This is a genomic window from Neisseria leonii, assembly GCF_028776105.2.
Classification (GTDB): Bacteria; Pseudomonadota; Gammaproteobacteria; order Burkholderiales; family Neisseriaceae; genus Neisseria; species Neisseria leonii.
The window spans coordinates 2070972-2087397 of sequence record NZ_CP145606.1 but is presented as its reverse complement, the minus strand read 5'-3'; the positions used below and the strand labels follow the sequence as shown (position 1 = coordinate 2087397).

Here is a 16426-nt window from a genome sequence, read left to right as displayed (position 1 = left end):
GACAGCAACGCGCCACACGGGTTTTCAGACGGCCTTACGGAGCATACCGCCGCTATGCCGGGCGGCAGGCAGCCAGATAATTCACGTCCACACTGTCCGACAAATAATACGCCTGACCCAGCAGGCGGTAACCCATACCCCGGCTGTCCGTCATATTCAGCCCCGCCTGGCGGCACATACGCGCCAATTCGGACGGCGTGATAAATTTTTCCCAATCGTGCGTGCCTTTGGGTACCAGCCCCAACAGATATTCTGCACCGACAATCGCATGCAGGTAAGACTTGGGATTGCGGTTGATGGTGGAGAAAAACACCATGCCGTCAGGTTTTACCAGGCGAGAACAGGCACGGATAATGCTCAGCGGATCAGGCACATGCTCCATCATCTCCATGCACGTTACCACATCATAGGCCTGCGGCGACGCTTCGGCCAAATCTTCCACGCTGATGCAGCGGTAGGCCACATTGGCCACACCGTTCTGCACCGCATGACGCTCGGCCGCCGCCAGCGATTTTTCGGCCATGTCCACCCCCAGCACCGATGCCGCACCCGCCAAAGCCATGCTCTCGCTCAATATGCCGCCGCCACAGCCCACGTCCAGCACATTTTTCCCGGCCAGACCGGCCAGACCGTCAATATAGCCCAGCCTTAACGGATTAATATCGTGCAGCGGCTTGAACTCGCCGTTCTTGTCCCACCACTTGTCCGCCAGCCGGCTGAATTTCTCGATTTCCGCGTCATCCACATTCTGCACGCGTGCCGCCTGCTCCATAACTGCTCCTCAAAAATATCCCCGCCCACCGGGCGGAAACGGCCATTATGCCATATTTCAGACGGCCTTTTTCAGCAAAACGAAATACTCTGTCCGGTTGCGCGGACGGCCGCCGCGCCAAATTTCCGTCCAGCCGTCGGGCAGAAACTGCGGCCGCTCCAACAGGCGGTAGGCACAATCACCGCCCACCCTGATGTCCGTGCGGCCGTATTCCCGCCACACCAGCCGCGCCAGCGTATCCTCCGCATTCAGCGACACACAGGCCCGCCCGTCGCGCAAATCGGCCGGAGCCGCCCGCTCCATCTGCGCCACCACCGGCCGGTAACTTTTGGCCGCGTCCAACCACGGCAACCACAGCGTCATCAGCAGCGCCCAAACCAGCGTCATGCCTGCCGCCCAATTCGTTACCGCCTGACGGCCTTTGATGTGCCTGCGGGTAACAGCGCGCAGCCACAACAGCGTAAACAGCAGCCCGACGGCCACCGGCCAGCCGGAAAGCTGCGGCACATAATACGGACTGAAATAGGCAGAGCGTTCGGCCAGTTTGGCAGGCCAGCCGAAATTCATCGCCACGAAACCGAGCCACAGAAACGCAGCCAGCAGGCCGAAAGCCGTGATGCCGAACCAGTTTAAAAACGCGGCCGCGCCGCGCCGCAGACTGTCCAAACAGGCGGCAGCCAAAAGTGCCAAAGGCGGCAGCAGCCAAATCAGATTATCCTGAAACCGTTGCGGCATCCACGCCAGCAGCAGCGTGCAGACCGACAGCCATACCAAAGCCAACACGCCCCAATCCTGCTGCGGCAGCTTGCCCCGCCATGCCGTCCACGCGGCCAGCGGCCAAGCGGGAAAAGCGAACCACAGCAGGTTTTTCAGGTAATAAAACAGCGAAAACGAAAGCGAAAACGTTTCCGTGCCGCCAAACGCGCCGAATACGGCCAGCCGCATCCACTCGTCAAATGCCTCAGGACGGCTGTAATACAACATCAGCGGATACACCAGCATCAGCGGCAGCGCCACCGCCGATGCCCCCACCAATGCGACTGCATAACGGCGGTTGCGCCACGGCGGGGTCAGCCACAGCAAAACAGCGGCCAGCATCAAGGCCCCTGCCGCCAGATAACCCGCCGAGGCGGCCCAAAGCGCCCAACCGCCGCCCAACAGTGCAGAAGCGGCAATGATGCGCGTTTTGGCCAGCGAGAAACCGTACAGGCACAGCCCCAATGCGGCAAACTGCACCGATACGCCCGACAAAAAATGCGCCGGCACAATCAGTCCCGCACAGCCGATGCACACCAGCACCACCGTACGCCCCTGATATTTGCCCAAAAAGCGGTAAGCCGCCGTACCGCAGGCCGCCAGTCCCAGCGCGGTAAACATCACTCCGGCCAGCCGCATAGCGGCATACGCGTCCACCCACTGCGGCGGCAATATCCGGCGCAGCAGTGCGGCCAGCGCCACATACACCGGCGGCGCGTCAAAATAGGCCTCACCGAACAGGGACGGCCGTAAAGCTCCGCCGCCCGCTGCGGCCTGACGCACGACTTCCCCCAGCCAAGGCTCGCCCGGCCGCCACAAATCGTGGCCGAACACACCCGGCCACAACCAGGCAAAGGCCAGCAGCAGCAAAATCCAAGGCTTTTCGGTTATCTTCGCGCGCACGCGCTGCCCGGGCGGCGTATAAGTCAGCATAGTCGGTTGCCATCTTCCATCACAAAACGGCAGTTTAACCCAGATTGGCAGCAGCCGGTACCGCCGCCGTCAGGCCGTCTGAAAACGAGCGAAGCGGGTTTCTGCGGAGCTAATACGCCGCATACCCGTTTCCGCCCCGAAAAGCCGCCGCATGGTTTCCCCGATTCTCAGAAACCCGCCCCGTTCGTTTTAGCTCCGCAAACCCGCTGTGCTGCTTTAACTTTGCAGAAACTCACTTCACTCGTTTTCAGACGGCCTCACCGTGTAAAATACGCAGTCGGACAATTTTGCGGCATCCGGCCGGCCAAACACAAAAAAAGCCGTTCATACCAAGGGAGCAAGTATGAACGGCCAAGCAACAAATGATGGGGAACTGCTTCAATCACGGCTCTTGAGCCAAAATGGCTGCAAGCACCGGACAGTCAGGCCGAATTTACCGCCATCTGCCTATCTGTGCGGTTAATTTCTGCAACCGATCGATTAAAGCAGGCAAATTTCTGCGGCGGCTTATTGATTATCCCGTATCCATTTGAGCCAGCGGCCGAACAGTTCGGGATTGAGTGCGGCAATCACCGAGCGCTTGAAAACGTGTTCGCCGCTCCAAAACGTGTCGCCCTCCAATGTGGCCAGACAGCCGCCCGCTTCTTCAAAAATCAGCGCACCGGCCGCGTAGTCCCACAACTTCTGGCCGCCGTGCACATAAACGTCCAAACGCCCAGCCGCCAGATAACACCAATCCAACGTGCTGCACCCCATACTGCGGATACTGCCCACCGGCGAGAGTGTATTCATGCGGCTGGACAGGCTGCCCGAGCGCAGATATTTGATTTCCACCCCCGCCACCGCACGTTTGAGCGGTTTGTCCCGGCGCAGCGCAGGCAAACGGCGGCCGTTGAGATACGCTCCTTCTCCGGCAGCCGCATAAAAGCACTCGCCGCTGACCGGATTGAAAATCACGCCCATTCGGGCGCGCCCCTGCACCAAGTACGCGGCGGACAGGGCGAAATGCGGGAAGCCGTTGATAAAATTCGTTGTCCCGTCAATCGGATCTACCACCCACAAGCCCTGATGGTTGTGCAGCCATAAATCGCGCTGGGTCTGCTCACTCATCTCCTCGCCCAGCATCGGGCAGTCGATCAGTTCGGGCAGACGGCGGGCAAACGCGGCTTGGGCCGCCAAATCGGCTTCGGTCAGCAGACTGCCGTCGGCTTTTTCGCGGCTTTCCACCGCCAAAAAGCGCGGCATCACCTCTTGTTGCGCCACTTCCCGCACCACAGCCTGCAATTTGTCTAACACTTTTGTCCCCGGTAATCTGCTTCGGCTTATAATATCAAGCCGAATATTAACCTATTTTTAACCTTTATGCCCCGTTTCTTTGTTCCCGACGACTTGGCCGCAGGCCGGATTCTGACACTGCCCGACAATGTGGTGCGCCATATGCAGGTACTGCGTCTGCGCGCCGGCGGCGAAGTGGTGTTTTTCAACGGCAACGGCCGTGCTTATCCCGCACGCTTAGTCAAGCTGGAAAAGCGTACCGCCGTGGCGGAAATCACGGCCGAAGGGCCGTCTGAAAACATGCCGCCGCTGGCCATCACGCTGATTCAAGCCGTTTCTGCCGGCGAACGCATGGATTTTACCCTGCAAAAAAGTGTGGAATTGGGCGTAACCGAAATTATCCCCGTCATCAGCGAGCGTTCGGTAGTGCGCCTGTCGGGCGAACGTGCCGAAAAGCGGGTCGCCCGCTGGCAGGAGATTGTCATTGCCGCCTGCGAACAGAGCGGGCGCAACCGTATCCCGCCGGTACGGCCGCTGCAAAACTATACGGCCGCTCTGAACACCCTTCCCGCCGACAGACTCAAACTGCTGATGAGTCTGAACCGTGCCGAAAAACTTTCCTCACTTCCGCCGCCGAAAGCCGTTCTGTTTATGGTCGGCCCCGAAGGCGGCTGGACGGCAGCCGAAGAAGCTGCCGCCTTCGATGCCGGTTTTCAAGCCATCACTTTGGGCAACCGTATCCTGCGTACCGAAACCGCTTCACTCGCCGCCATCGCTGCCATGCAGACCCTGTGGGGCGACTTTGCATAAACAAAAAGGCCGTCTGAAATCCCGTTCAGACGGCCTCAACCCACTTTTCATTTCCTCATTAAAAACGGATAACGTGTGCTGTCCGAAAAAACCTTCCCGCTCACAACACCGCAACCAAGTGCAACGGTTACGGCCACCTCCCCCAATATTGAAAAATAACCGGCTCAAAACATCATAAACCTCCATGACTTGAATCGGTTGAAAATAATAAACACTAATCAGCCAACACCTGTCCGTAAAAATCAATATAGTCCCGGATAACTTGCTCGAAAGCCTGCCCCAAATAGATTTCAAAATGCCCCATATCGTATTCCCCAATCACGCCATGCACAGAACGTTTGGCACAAGCAATGGTTTCTTTGGCCGGTGCAAGGCTGTCTTTCAGGCAAACCGCATAAAAAATCGGACATTGGACATTTTGCGTGTAACGGCTGGGCGAATAAGTTAAAAATTCCAGCAAAGTCCGTGCAGGTGCTTGGTTGATAAAATCATAATTGGCAGGGATAAGCCGAAAACATTCTCCATAATCAGGCACCGCCATAATCGCCGCGCTGTTTGGTGCACCCGCCAATTTCAACATCAAAGGGCGGCAACCCAACACTGCCCCCAATTTATCCGCGATTGCCACAGGTATGGTTTTCAGGCCGGTCAAAAGCGGCACGGTTCGCAGGGTCGCCAAAGTATCCGTATAAGGGCATTGGGCAATACTCGCACGAATATCCGTGCGTTGCGATGACAGCACAATCACATGGCCGCCACTGAATGAAGTACCGAAAAGTAAAATTTCCTCTTGATTAACTTGCCCATCTTGTTTAACAAAATCAATGGCATGATGCCAATCACCCAACTGTTCTTTAACGCTGATTTTTTGCCGCTCCCGACCATCACTCGCACCAAAATTGCGATAATCAAAAAGAAAACAAGCGAAACCCGCCTGAACAAAACGTTCGGCATAAGCATCTAACCGCATTTCGCGCACGCCGCCCAAACCATGCGCCATGACAATCACAGGGTATTTTTCCTCCCTCTTCGGACGGTAGAACCAAGCACTGCATCGCACACCGTGCGATAAAAAATCCACATCTTCTCTGATAAACATGCATGATCCCTCATTTATTTTTTAATATCCAGGCTGACGGCACATGACAATTTGAGCGTGAGTTGATTTGTCAAACAAAAGCGTCCTTTTCAAGGCAAAAATGCAAGCCAATGTCGCCTATTGGCACGTTTTTACGCAGAAATAAACGATTGTTGCCGGAAAACAATCAAGAACAAATTGCCATTTACCTTACTTTGAACATGATTCCGCCCCCTTATAAGTGCCGTAGGGATGTTTGCTCAAATAGGTGTCGGCAAATTGACCGTACGATGTGATTTTCCCACCCAAACAATCTGGTTTCAAAAAAAATTGTCTCTTTGCTTGGCAATACCGATTCCGCCACCACAACAGCACGGTTTCGCCAAAAAATTCATTCATTTCAAAAATCAAACTTCCGTATTCCACCGTATAACGATGTTTTGCCAATTCAAATAGACACCATACCGCCACAGCCACAAGAATTAGGATACTCAGATTCGCTGCAGCTCGCGTCTGAAACATGGGTCATGTATTTTAACGGCCATTCAGACCAATCCGCCATGTGCCGTCAAAACCGTGAATCAATGTCCTCTTCAAACAAAGTAACCGGCTCCGATACCGGAATCCGCAAAACACTACCGGATACAGACAGCCAAATCCGATAAAGCTTGGATAAGAAATTGGTTAAACCAAATTACTACACCAAACCAACAAATCCGTAACTTCTCTCAATCTTTCAACCTTCAAGCTGCAAGGCACTGCACTACTATCCCGTATCCAAACATCAAAAAAACCGAACCTGCACCAAGCTGGTTCGGCATATCTTTTCATGATTACACCGTACGATCCGTTCCTACCCGTTAGGAACCATCTGCCGCCACTTCGCAATTTGCAGGTGCATAGCTGTCTTTCCAAGCACTCCCCGTATTGGCGATAAGGCAACGCCAAATACCCGTACCTGTACGCGACAGCGTAATCGTTGTATTACCCAAATCGGAACTGGCACTGCGTCCCAACGTAGCCGTCAATTCATTTGTATCACTACCTGAGGCAAATCCCGTCAATGCCACAGCAGATAAAAGCTCGGATACCGGCTGCGTAGTCGGCTGACCGCCTGCCGCCAACTCCTCGTCATAAAAGCCGAGTGCCTCCGAATTGTCTCCGGTCGGCGCCCTGCTGCCCAAAGTCAGTGTCCGCCCTTTCAACAAAGCCGCCTCAATAATCGGCTTCCGACTCGACAGCTCTGCCGCAACCCGCGTCATCTGCGACTCCGCAACATAACCCTGATACATCGGCAAACCGACACCGATCAACACACCGATGATAATGATCACGATCATTAACTCAATCAATGTAAAACCCTTTTGCATCAATACCATGCCGCTCTCCTTTGCCATATCCGCCTGTAACAGACGGACTGCCAAGATATTTTACAACGCACCAAATTAATAATACTTATAATTTTATTTCACAAATTACCGCAAGCCGCCTTTTCTCCTCCCCCTCTGAAGAGTAAACTTCGGTATCTGTGTAGCCGTAAGCATTTTTTGTCATATAAAAAATGCTATCATTAGCATGTAAATAAATTCACCGGGAACGGTATTTATCCAACCTGGAAGCTTTTTTCAAACGAAACAAAAGGCCAGCAGTACCATGAAATCCTTTGCCGAAATCGAAAACATCCGCGAAATCCGAAAAAATCTGGGCATGAACCAGCAAGAATTCTGGAGCCTGTTAGGCGTTACCCAGTCCGGCGGCTCCCGCTACGAATCCGGCCGCAATATGCCTAAACCCGTACGCGAACTGCTGCGTTTAGTGCATATCGAACATTTGGATCTCGCCAAAGTCAATAGCACCGATATGGCTGTCGCCGCCGCACTGAAAAAACAGCATCCGGACATTTATTCCGAATTGGCAGAAGCATGCAGTGCTTCTTGAAATCAAAATAGTAATATTTTTAATATAAGACAGCCGCTTGAAACGGTACCGCATGATTCGAGATGCCAACCCGCCAAGCGGCTGGCTTTATTTTTTGGCCGGTACTGCTTTTTTCGGTGGCGCGGCATTACCGACCGTAGCCTGATCTTTCAGTTTCGCCAATACAGCATCGCCAATCCCTTTCACTTTCTTCAAGTCGTCAACCGTCTTGAACTGTCCGTTTTCTTTTCGGTAATCCACTATAGCTTGCGCCTTGGCTGCACCGATACCCGGCAGGGCTTTCAGCTCTTCTGCACTTGCCGTGTTGATATTCACGGCGGCTACGGCCCAGCCCATACTTAAAGCCGCTACCAATGCCAACAAAAATTTGATCATGATTGCCTCCATTTATTCATTTGACATAAATGAAAACCGATATTAACTTCAGATGAAATATGCCACAAGCATTATTTACATTTATTTACGATATTGCTTTTTTAGAACGTACAACCAACATGACACCTTCCATCCACTTAAAAACAGAAAGCGCATAATATACAAATAAAGACAAAAACTTAGGGATTTTTGAGAACTGAGAACGCAGAGAATACAGGCAGTATGCCGCCTTCGCACAACAGGCAGGCAGCTTCCATACCTTCATTCAGCATAATCACAGGGACAGGCCGAGCCGGCTTCAAACCGAATCCGGCAACACGGGATTCAGGCCTCAAATTACTGCTCCCTAAACCGTTCCGGTTTTTTAAGCATACGTTTTAGCTTTACAAAAACCCGCTTTGCCCGTTTTAGCTGCGCAGAAATAGTGCTGCACACTATTTTCAGACGGCCTTAATATTACAGGCTCGAAGGAGCTTAACAAAATTTCACGGTTTATTTGAGTCACAGTCATCATCACTTGCATCAGCCCGGTTCGAGTTCCTTTGTTTACCATCCGTTAAATTCAAAGGAACCCGACTATGTCTGCTTCTGATGCCACCCCGGTTGGTGCAGCACTCATTTCGATTCAACGGCGGCACAGCAAACCGCCCCACACCACTGCCAGCACCGCCGCCGCAAACAACAGCGTCCACACCGGCAGCGGCACGCCCAGCACCGCCGTACGCGATGCACAATCCCCCATGCCGCGTACCACCGGTTCCCACACATCAAACAACGGCCAGTCGCGCAGACGGAATGTCCACGGCGCACCGCAGGACGGCCGTTCCATATCGGGCAGGCTCTGCAGCCAAAGCTGATAGACCGCCACCCCGACTCCCCATACTGCGGGTATGCTGATCAAAACAGCCGCCGACCGCTGCGCCCCGCGCCGCATCAAGGGCAACAGCAGACACACACCCGACACCAGCATCACCGCCATTACCGCCAACCGCTGCAAAATACACAGCGGGCAAGGATTGAGCAGCAGCACATATTGGGCAAAAAACGAACCGGCCGTACACAACGCGCCCAAAACAAATGCCGTCCATACGGCACGACGATAATCCATTGATTTCTCCTTAACAAGGCCGTCTGAAAATAGTGTGCAACACCATTTCTGCGCAGCTAAAACAAGCGAAGCGGTTTCAAACGGCCATACCAACCCGCACCAAAGCAGGTGCAGACCCAAAGTAAGCAACGCGGTTTCCGTCCGGTCCAAATACATACACTAAAACCGCACCACGCCAACCCTACTCCGTTTTCCCGGCAAAACAGATGGCCAAAACGCCTAAATTATACCCGATTTGCGCTACAATACCGCGTTTCCCGATTTCACCCCACACAATCCATGCACGAACTTCACATTTCCGCCACCGGCAAAACACAACAATACGCCGAACTGCTGCCGCAGCTGGCCGCCCTGCTGGACGGCGAACCCAATCTGACCGCCAATCTGGCCAACACCGCCGCCGTTCTCAAACAGACATTCGGCTGGCTGTGGGTGGGTTTTTATCTGGTGGAAGAGAACGAACTCGTACTCGGCCCCTTCCAAGGCCCGCCCGCCTGCACCCGCATCGCCTACGGGCGCGGCGTGTGCGGTCAGGCATGGCAGCAGAAAACCACGCTGGTGGTCGCCGATGTCCGCGTCCACCCCGGCCACATCGCCTGTTCTCCGCTTTCACAGTCGGAAATCGTCGTACCGATTTTCGACCGTTACGGCCATGTGTTTGCCGTTTTGGATGCCGATGCCGAACAAACCGCCGTTTTTGACGAACACGATGCCGCCGGTCTCGAACAGGCCGCCGCACTGATTAGCCGTCTGCACAACTGTTAAAAAACTGCCGCAGCCTTTATAATCGCCGACATTATTTTTCATACCGACACGGAGCCCGGCAATGGATTTCGAACAAGCACGTTTCAATATGGTAGAGCAGCAAATCCGTCCGTGGGACGTACTGGACTTCGACCTGCTCGACGCACTGGCCGAAATCCCGCGCGAGCATTTTGTCGGCGAGGCACAAAAGCCTTATGCCTATGCCGATACCGCCCTGCCGCTGCCCAATGGCGCATCCATGTTGGAACCGAAAATCGTGGCGCGACTGATTCAGGGGTTGGCACTCAAACCCGCTGAAACCGTATTGGAAATCGGCACCGGTTCCGGCTATGCGACTGCCGTTTTGGCCAAACTGGCCGCCCAAGTCGTTACCATGGATACCGACCGCGAACAATCGGCGCGCGCGCAAGCCGTTTTAGACCGTCTGGGCTTGCCCAATATCCGCTTTGAACACGGCGACGGCTTAAGCACTCCCACCGCTGCCGCACCCTACGATGCCGTCTATGTCGGCGGCGCACTCAAAAGCGTGCCCGAAACCCTCAAACAGCAATTGCGCGATGGCGGCCGTCTGGCCGTGATTGTCGGCAATGCACCGGTACAGCGCGCCCTGCTGATCACGCGCAACGGCAGCGTATTTGAAGAAAAAGTCCTGTTCGACACCTTCGTTTCTTATCTGAACAGCCCCGCCGATACCGCCGCGACCCGTTTTACATTCTGACCGCACCATGCACACCATTCCCCAAATCACTCCCGAACAGTTGCAGCAGATGCTGGCCGACACGCCTGATCTGCTGCTGCTCGATGTGCGCTCAGACGACGAAGTGGCCGTCTGCGCCCTGCCCGGTGCGGTACATATCCCCATGCACCTGCTGCCCCTGCGCCATAACGAACTGCCCGACGGCCGGCCGATTGTCGTGTACTGCCACCACGGCATCCGCAGCCTGCACAGCGCGGCCTATCTGGCCGATGCCGGATTCGAGCATCTGTACAACCTCAAAGGCGGCATCGACGCTTGGGCGCAAACCGTCGATACCGCCATGGTGCGCTATTGATGCCGTTCCCTAAAAAAGGCCGTCTGAAACTGCCCCACTGTTGTAGGTCGGATACTTGTATCCGACATCTTTGCTGCACACCGTTTTCAGACGGCCTTTTACTGTAAATGGGCTATAATAAGCCCTTTCTTTTTTCTGCCGTTTCCCATGATTTATCCTTGGCACCAATCCGCCTGGCACGACCTGTCCGCCGACCTCGGCCGCCTGCCCCACGCCCTGCTGCTTTCCGGCAAAGCCGGCATCGGCAAAGCGGCATTCGCACAGCATCTGGCACAAACCCTGCTGTGCGAAAACGGCGGCCGCGAAGCCTGCGGCATCTGCCCGTCATGCCACCTCTATCAGCAAAACGGCCACCCCGATTTCTACCTGCTCACGCCCGAGATGCCCGAGGGCGAAAGCGAAACACGCAAACTTTTGCAGATTAAAATCAGCGAAGTGCGCGCCGTCATCGAAAAAATCCAGCTGACTGCCGTGCGCGGCGGACGGCGCGTGGTTTTGGTCGAACCGGCCGAAAGCATGAACATTCAGGCGGCCAACGCCCTGCTCAAAGTATTGGAAGAACCGCCTGCCGGCGTACATTTTATTCTCGTCAGCCACGCGCGCGACAAACTGCTGCCCACCATCAAAAGCCGCTGCCGCGAAAACCTGCTGCCCGCACCCGGTTATACCGAAGCCGCCGCCTATCTGGCCGAAAACGGCATACAGAACGCCGAAGCACTGCTGGCCTTTCACAGCGGCGCGCCCCTGTTTGAAGCCCAACCCGAGCAAGACGCACTGCGCGAACGGCTGGCCGAACTGCTCACCGCGCCGCGCCTACTCGGCATCTTGGACTTTGCCGCCGATTTCGACAAAAAAAAATGGCCGCTGGCCCTGTTTCTCGACTGGCTGCAAAAATGGCTGGTCGATGTCGGATTGGCACAACAGCAACTGCCCCCGCTGTACTATCCGCACCACCAAACCGCCCTGGCCGGTGTCGGCCGCCGCACCGCTGCCGCCGCCCTGTTCGACCTCAACCGCCGCATCAACCTGCTGCACCCCTACGGCCGCCACACACTGAGCGCGAAAATGCAGTTGGAATACCTGCTGACCGAATACCTTTCTTTCTGGCAAAACAAATCATCATGCAATTAATCGACTCACACTGCCATTTGAATTTTCAAGGACTGGCCGACCGCCTGCCCGAAGTTTTGGCCAATATGGCCGCCAACCACGTCCGGCAGGCCTTGGCCGTCAGCGTCAGCCGCCGGAGTTTCGACGAAGTGCTGGCGATTGCCCAAGCCCACCGCGAAATCTACGCCAGCGTCGGCATCCACCCCGACGACCCCGATACCCCCGAATTCAGCTTGGAAGAACTGCTCTCGCACGCCCGACACGAAAAAGTTGTCGCCATCGGCGAAACCGGGCTGGATTATTACTGGTGCAAAGGCGATTTGGGCTGGCAGCACCGCCGCTTCGCCACCCACATCGAAGCCGGCCGCCTCAGCCGCCTGCCACTGATTGTCCACACCCGCGAAGCAGCCGACGACACCATGGCCATGCTCAAAAGCGAAAACGCTTACAGCGGCGTCATCCACTGTTTCACCGAAGATGTGCGTGTCGCCAAAATGGCACTCGACTTAGGTTTTTACATTTCATTTTCCGGCATCGTAACCTTCAAAAACGCGCCGCTGATTCAGGAGGCGGCACGCTATGTCCCTGCGGACCGCCTGCTGGTGGAAACCGATGCGCCTTTTCTCGCCCCCGTTCCCAAACGCGGCAAAAGCAACGAGCCGGCCTATGTGTACCACACCGCCGAATTTATCGCCAAACTGCGCGGTGACAGCCTGGAAAACATTGCCGCTACCACCACCGCCAACTTCTACCGGCTGTTCGACAAAGTACCGCCGTCAGCCTGAACCCCAACCGACAGGCCGTCTGAAAACGGTGCTCAGCACCGTTTCTGCGCAACTAAAATAGTGTGCAGCACTATTTCTGCGAAGCTAAAACCTAGCGCAGCGGGTTTATGCGAAGCCAAAACGCCTTTTCCGGCGGGTTTGCAAACAAAAACCGGCAAAGCGGGTTTGGCGAAACGAAACGTTTGGTAAAATCCAAGCGAGCAACACAGATTTCTGCCGGGCGACAACGCAAAAAACACGTTTCCACAAAACCCGCCCAAGCAGATTGGCTGAGCAAAACAGACAACGCCGGTTTCAGACGGCCTTTGATCCTTTCCCTGAAAGCCCTTATGCACATCACCCAAACTCTCGCTTCCGAACTTTCCGCTACCGCCGCCCAAATCACCGCCGCCGTTTCCCTGCTGGACGAAGGCGCGACCGTGCCGTTTATCGCCCGCTACCGCAAAGAAGCCACCGGCGGCTTGGACGACACGCAGCTGCGCACGCTGGCCGAGCGTCTGCAATATCTGCGCGAACTCGAAGCGCGTAAAGAAACCGTCTTAAAAAGCATTGAAGAACAAGGCAAACTCACGCCCGAGCTGCAAGCCGCCATCGAACAAACCGACAACAAAACCGTGCTGGAAGACCTCTACCTGCCCTACAAACCCAAACGCCGCACCAAAGCGCAAACTGCGCGCGAGCAGGGCTTGCAGCCGCTGGCGGATTTGCTGTTGGCCGAACAGCCGCAAGACGTGGAAGCCGCCGCCCTGCCGTTTGTCAAAGGCGACATTGCCGACACCAAAGCCGCTTTGGACGGCGCACGCGCGATTTTGATGGAACAGTTTGCCGAAGATGCCGGACTTATCGGCCGCCTGCGCGAAAAACTGTGGCACGAGGCCGAAATCCACGCACAAGTGATTGAAGGAAAAGAAAATGAAGGCGAAAAATTCGCCGATTATTTCGACCACCGCGAAGCCGTCTGCACCATGCCCGGCCACCGTGCGCTGGCCGTTTTGCGCGGCCGCAACGAAGGTATTCTTCAGGCAGCACTCAAATATCAGCCCGACGAAACGCCGATAACCGAACAGTCCGACTACGAAAAAATCATCGCCGCCCATTTCAAACTTTCAGACTGCTGTAAATGGCTGCGCGACACCGTGCGCCTGACTTGGCGGGCGAAAATCTTCCTGTCGCTGGAACTCGACGCCTTGGGCCGTCTGAAAGAGCTCGCCGATAACGACGCGATTACCGTGTTCGCCCGCAACCTCAAAGACCTGCTCTTGGCCGCGCCCGCCGGCCGCCTGCCCACGCTCGGCCTCGACCCCGGCTACCGCAACGGCGTGAAATGCGCCGTGGTGGACGACACCGGCAAACTCTTGGACACCGCCATCGTCTATCTGCACCAAGAAAACAATATGTTGGCAACACTTGCCGCACTCATCAAAAAACACGGCGTGAAACTGATTGCCATCGGCAACGGCACCGCCAGCCGCGAAACCGACAAAATCGCGGGCGAACTGGTCAAAAAGCTGCCTGAAATGCAGCTGCAAAAAATCGTGATTTCCGAAGCGGGCGCATCGGTTTATTCCGCGTCCGAACTGGCCGCCCGCGAATTTCCCGAATTGGATGTTGCCCTGCGCGGCGCGGTTTCCATCGCCCGCCGCCTGCAAGACCCGCTGGCCGAACTGGTCAAAATCGACCCCAAATCCATCGGCGTCGGCCAATACCAGCACGACGTCAACCAAAGCCGGCTCGCCAAATCGCTCGATGCCGTAGTCGAAGACTGCGTGAACGCCGTCGGCGTGGACGTGAACACCGCCTCAGCCCCACTTTTGGCAAGAATTTCGGGATTAAACAGCACCTTGGCGCAAAACATTGTCGCCTACCGCGATGAACACGGCGCATTCGACAGCCGCAAAACCCTGCTCAAAGTGCCGCGCCTGGGTGAAAAAACCTTCGAACAGGCAGCCGGTTTCCTGCGCATCAGAGGCGGCAAAGAGCCGCTGGACGCGTCCGCCGTCCACCCCGAAGCCTACCCCGTGGTCGCCAAAATGCTGGCCGACCAAGGCATCAGCGCGGCCGAACTCATCGGCAACCGCGACAAAATCCGCCAAATCAAACCCGCCGCCTACACCACCGAACAATTCGGTTTACCCACTGTGCTCGACATCCTCGCCGAACTGGAAAAACCCGGCCGCGACCCGCGCGGCGAATTTCAGACGGCCTCCTTTGCCGAAGGCATCAACGAAATCAGTGATTTGCAAGTCGGCATGATATTGGAAGGCGTCGTTTCCAATGTCGCCAACTTCGGTGCCTTCGTCGACATCGGCGTGCATCAGGACGGCCTCGTCCACATCTCCGCCCTCGCCGACAAATTCGTCAGCGACCCGCGCGACGTGGTGAAAGCAGGTGATGTGGTGAAAGTGAAAGTGCTGGAAGTGGACGAAAAACGCAAACGCATCGCCCTGACCATGCGCTTGGACGATGAAAGCGGCTCAGCCGACAAACGCAGCGGCAGGCCGTCTGAAAACCAATTGAGTAACAGCAAAACCCGTTCAAACAACAATCCGCGTAATCCGTATGAAAAAGCAGTAGGCAATACTGCGATGGCTGATGCATTTGCGAAGTTGAAGAAATAGGCCGTCTGAACAATCTATCTAAATATGAAAGAAGAAATATGCCTATTAAAACTTATTTAAAAGAATGCTATGAGTTATTCGACTCAGGCAAAGCCACTGAGCACAGCTATCGTCCAGCTTTGCAAAAATTGATAGCCCAATTTACGCCTGAAATTCAAGTAACGAATGAACCTAAACGCATTGCTTGCGGCGTACCAGATTACATTCTCACCCGCAATGATTTACCGATTGGCTATATTGAAGCCAAAGACATCAATGTAGATTTACACCACAAAACCTTGCAAGAGCAGTTTGTACGTTACAAAAATGCTTTGAATAATCTGATTATTACCGATTATCTGTAATTTGAATTTTATCGGGACGGCTAACGCATTGCCCATATTCGTTTGGCAAAGCTCTTTATGGGGCAAATGGAAATTTATCACGAAGAATTTGAAAAATTTACCCAACTTATTCAAACATTTGTGCAACATCAAGGGCAAAAAATCAATTCGCCATCGGTTTTGGCAGAAATGATGGCAAACAAAGCCCGCATGATAGCAGATGTGATTGAAAAAGCATTGGAACAAGACGCCAAAAGCGATGAAACCAGCGAATTAGAAAGCTATTTGGAAGGCTTCCGCGAACATTTATTGCACGATTTAACCGAAAAGAAATTTGCTGATTTATATGCACAAGCATTGGCTTACGGTATGTTTGCCGCACGTTTGCACGATGACACACCCGAAACATTCAGCCGCCACGAAGCAGCCCGACTGTTGCCCAAAAGCAATCCTTTTCTACGCGCATTATTCCAAAAATTAGGCGAAGAAAATTTGGATACACGCATTGTGTGGATTGTGGACGCGCTCGCGGATATTTTCCGTGTGACAGACGTACCAAAAATTCTGAAAGATTTTGGCAAAAACAAACTCACAGACGACCCATTTATCCATTTCTACGAAACTTTTTTGGAAAAATACGACCCCAAAATCCGTGAAAAAAACGGCATATAGTACACACCACAACCCGCCGTACAATTTATTGTCAAAGCCATAGACCAAGCCCTCAA

The 16426-nt window shown here is 54.5% G+C and carries 17 protein-coding genes; 10 read left to right on the top strand and 7 right to left on the bottom strand.

The features are described from left to right. Positions 1-52: 52 nt before the first annotated feature. From ubiG to ORY85_RS10015, 3 genes are all read right to left on the bottom strand, one after another. Positions 53-772, bottom strand: a complete 720-nt coding sequence (gene ubiG, locus ORY85_RS10025) for a bifunctional 2-polyprenyl-6-hydroxyphenol methylase/3-demethylubiquinol 3-O-methyltransferase UbiG (RefSeq protein WP_274570857.1) — start codon at positions 770-772, stop codon at positions 53-55. 57 nt (positions 773-829) lie between these two features. Then, positions 830-2461: a glycosyltransferase family 39 protein gene (locus tag ORY85_RS10020; protein WP_274570858.1), complete on the bottom strand. Its 1632-nt coding sequence runs from the start codon at positions 2459-2461 to the stop codon at positions 830-832. A gap of 507 nt (positions 2462-2968) precedes the next feature. Then, the gene (locus ORY85_RS10015) at positions 2969-3757 is read right to left on the bottom strand and encodes an inositol monophosphatase family protein (protein WP_274570859.1); all 789 of its coding nucleotides are present in this window, start codon (positions 3755-3757) and stop codon (positions 2969-2971) included. 66 nt (positions 3758-3823) lie between these two features. Between ORY85_RS10015 and ORY85_RS10010 the strand changes: the two genes are divergently transcribed. Next, positions 3824-4546 (top strand): 16S rRNA (uracil(1498)-N(3))-methyltransferase, encoded by a 723-nt coding sequence (locus ORY85_RS10010; protein ID WP_274570861.1) that lies wholly within the window; start codon positions 3824-3826, stop codon positions 4544-4546. Positions 4547-4760: 214 nt separating this feature from the next. Here ORY85_RS10010 and ORY85_RS10005 read toward each other — a convergent pair whose 3' ends face one another. Both ORY85_RS10005 and ORY85_RS10000 read right to left on the bottom strand, forming a co-directional pair. Continuing rightward, positions 4761-5645 carry an alpha/beta hydrolase gene (locus ORY85_RS10005; RefSeq protein ID WP_274570862.1) on the bottom strand — a complete coding sequence of 295 codons (885 nt, stop codon included), beginning with the start codon at positions 5643-5645 and terminating at the stop codon, positions 4761-4763. A gap of 839 nt (positions 5646-6484) precedes the next feature. Beyond that, on the bottom strand, positions 6485-7003 hold the full coding sequence (locus ORY85_RS10000) for a pilin (protein WP_274570863.1): 519 nt from the start codon (positions 7001-7003) through the stop codon (positions 6485-6487). Positions 7004-7277: 274 nt separating this feature from the next. Here ORY85_RS10000 and ORY85_RS09995 point away from each other — a divergent pair, with 274 nt between their 5' ends. Further along, positions 7278-7562, top strand: coding sequence for a DNA-binding transcriptional regulator (locus tag ORY85_RS09995; protein WP_274570864.1), 285 nt, complete (start codon positions 7278-7280; stop codon positions 7560-7562). Positions 7563-7649: 87 nt separating this feature from the next. Here the strand turns inward: ORY85_RS09995 and ORY85_RS09990 are convergent, their stop codons facing one another. Next, on the bottom strand, positions 7650-7937 hold the full coding sequence (locus ORY85_RS09990; RefSeq protein WP_274570865.1) for a helix-hairpin-helix domain-containing protein: 288 nt from the start codon (positions 7935-7937) through the stop codon (positions 7650-7652). A gap of 625 nt (positions 7938-8562) precedes the next feature. Beyond that, on the bottom strand, positions 8563-9045 hold the full coding sequence (locus ORY85_RS09985) for a disulfide bond formation protein B (protein WP_274570866.1): 483 nt from the start codon (positions 9043-9045) through the stop codon (positions 8563-8565). 279 nt (positions 9046-9324) lie between these two features. Here ORY85_RS09985 and ORY85_RS09980 point away from each other — a divergent pair, with 279 nt between their 5' ends. From ORY85_RS09980 to ORY85_RS09945, 8 genes are all read left to right on the top strand, one after another. Further along, positions 9325-9810, top strand: coding sequence for a GAF domain-containing protein (locus tag ORY85_RS09980; RefSeq protein ID WP_274570867.1), 486 nt, complete (start codon positions 9325-9327; stop codon positions 9808-9810). A gap of 61 nt (positions 9811-9871) precedes the next feature. After that, positions 9872-10528: a protein-L-isoaspartate O-methyltransferase gene (locus ORY85_RS09975; RefSeq protein ID WP_274570868.1), complete on the top strand. Its 657-nt coding sequence runs from the start codon at positions 9872-9874 to the stop codon at positions 10526-10528. A 7-nt stretch (positions 10529-10535) separates the two neighbouring features. Further along, positions 10536-10862 (top strand): rhodanese-like domain-containing protein, encoded by a 327-nt coding sequence (locus tag ORY85_RS09970; protein WP_274570869.1) that lies wholly within the window; start codon positions 10536-10538, stop codon positions 10860-10862. A gap of 147 nt (positions 10863-11009) precedes the next feature. Further along, complete coding sequence (gene holB / locus ORY85_RS09965; RefSeq protein WP_274570870.1) at positions 11010-11993, top strand: DNA polymerase III subunit delta'; 984 nt, start codon at positions 11010-11012, stop codon at positions 11991-11993. Beyond that, positions 11984-12757 (top strand): TatD family hydrolase, encoded by a 774-nt coding sequence (locus tag ORY85_RS09960; protein WP_274570871.1) that lies wholly within the window; start codon positions 11984-11986, stop codon positions 12755-12757. Before holB ends, ORY85_RS09960 begins: the two co-directional genes overlap by 10 nt. A 329-nt stretch (positions 12758-13086) precedes the next feature. Beyond that, positions 13087-15375 (top strand): Tex family protein, encoded by a 2289-nt coding sequence (locus tag ORY85_RS09955; RefSeq protein WP_274570872.1) that lies wholly within the window; start codon positions 13087-13089, stop codon positions 15373-15375. A 38-nt stretch (positions 15376-15413) separates the two neighbouring features. Then, entirely contained in the window at positions 15414-15719 is a 306-nt protein-coding gene (locus ORY85_RS09950; protein WP_274570873.1) for a hypothetical protein, read from the top strand. Between the two features lie 57 nt (positions 15720-15776). Next, positions 15777-16370 (top strand): hypothetical protein, encoded by a 594-nt coding sequence (locus tag ORY85_RS09945; protein ID WP_274570874.1) that lies wholly within the window; start codon positions 15777-15779, stop codon positions 16368-16370. The last annotated feature ends 56 nt before the right edge of the window (positions 16371-16426 follow it).

What these genes read in the sequence shown, in the direction of transcription:
- ubiG (WP_274570857.1), bottom strand. Translation starts at nt 772, where the DNA reads ATGGAGCAGGCGGCACGCGTGCAGAATGTGGATGACGCGGAAATCGAG.
- ORY85_RS10020 (WP_274570858.1), bottom strand. Translation starts at nt 2,461, where the DNA reads ATGCTGACTTATACGCCGCCCGGGCAGCGCGTGCGCGCGAAGATAACC.
- ORY85_RS10010 (WP_274570861.1), top strand. Translation starts at nt 3,824, where the DNA reads ATGCCCCGTTTCTTTGTTCCCGACGACTTGGCCGCAGGCCGGATTCTG.
- ORY85_RS10005 (WP_274570862.1), bottom strand. Translation starts at nt 5,645, where the DNA reads ATGTTTATCAGAGAAGATGTGGATTTTTTATCGCACGGTGTGCGATGC.
- ORY85_RS10000 (WP_274570863.1), bottom strand. Translation starts at nt 7,003, where the DNA reads ATGGTATTGATGCAAAAGGGTTTTACATTGATTGAGTTAATGATCGTG.
- ORY85_RS09995 (WP_274570864.1), top strand. Translation starts at nt 7,278, where the DNA reads ATGAAATCCTTTGCCGAAATCGAAAACATCCGCGAAATCCGAAAAAAT.
- ORY85_RS09990 (WP_274570865.1), bottom strand. Translation starts at nt 7,937, where the DNA reads ATGATCAAATTTTTGTTGGCATTGGTAGCGGCTTTAAGTATGGGCTGG.
- ORY85_RS09985 (WP_274570866.1), bottom strand. Translation starts at nt 9,045, where the DNA reads ATGGATTATCGTCGTGCCGTATGGACGGCATTTGTTTTGGGCGCGTTG.
- ORY85_RS09980 (WP_274570867.1), top strand. Translation starts at nt 9,325, where the DNA reads ATGCACGAACTTCACATTTCCGCCACCGGCAAAACACAACAATACGCC.
- ORY85_RS09975 (WP_274570868.1), top strand. Translation starts at nt 9,872, where the DNA reads ATGGATTTCGAACAAGCACGTTTCAATATGGTAGAGCAGCAAATCCGT.
- ORY85_RS09970 (WP_274570869.1), top strand. Translation starts at nt 10,536, where the DNA reads ATGCACACCATTCCCCAAATCACTCCCGAACAGTTGCAGCAGATGCTG.
- holB (WP_274570870.1), top strand. Translation starts at nt 11,010, where the DNA reads ATGATTTATCCTTGGCACCAATCCGCCTGGCACGACCTGTCCGCCGAC.
- ORY85_RS09960 (WP_274570871.1), top strand. Translation starts at nt 11,984, where the DNA reads ATGCAATTAATCGACTCACACTGCCATTTGAATTTTCAAGGACTGGCC.
- ORY85_RS09955 (WP_274570872.1), top strand. Translation starts at nt 13,087, where the DNA reads ATGCACATCACCCAAACTCTCGCTTCCGAACTTTCCGCTACCGCCGCC.
- ORY85_RS09950 (WP_274570873.1), top strand. Translation starts at nt 15,414, where the DNA reads ATGCCTATTAAAACTTATTTAAAAGAATGCTATGAGTTATTCGACTCA.
- ORY85_RS09945 (WP_274570874.1), top strand. Translation starts at nt 15,777, where the DNA reads ATGGGGCAAATGGAAATTTATCACGAAGAATTTGAAAAATTTACCCAA.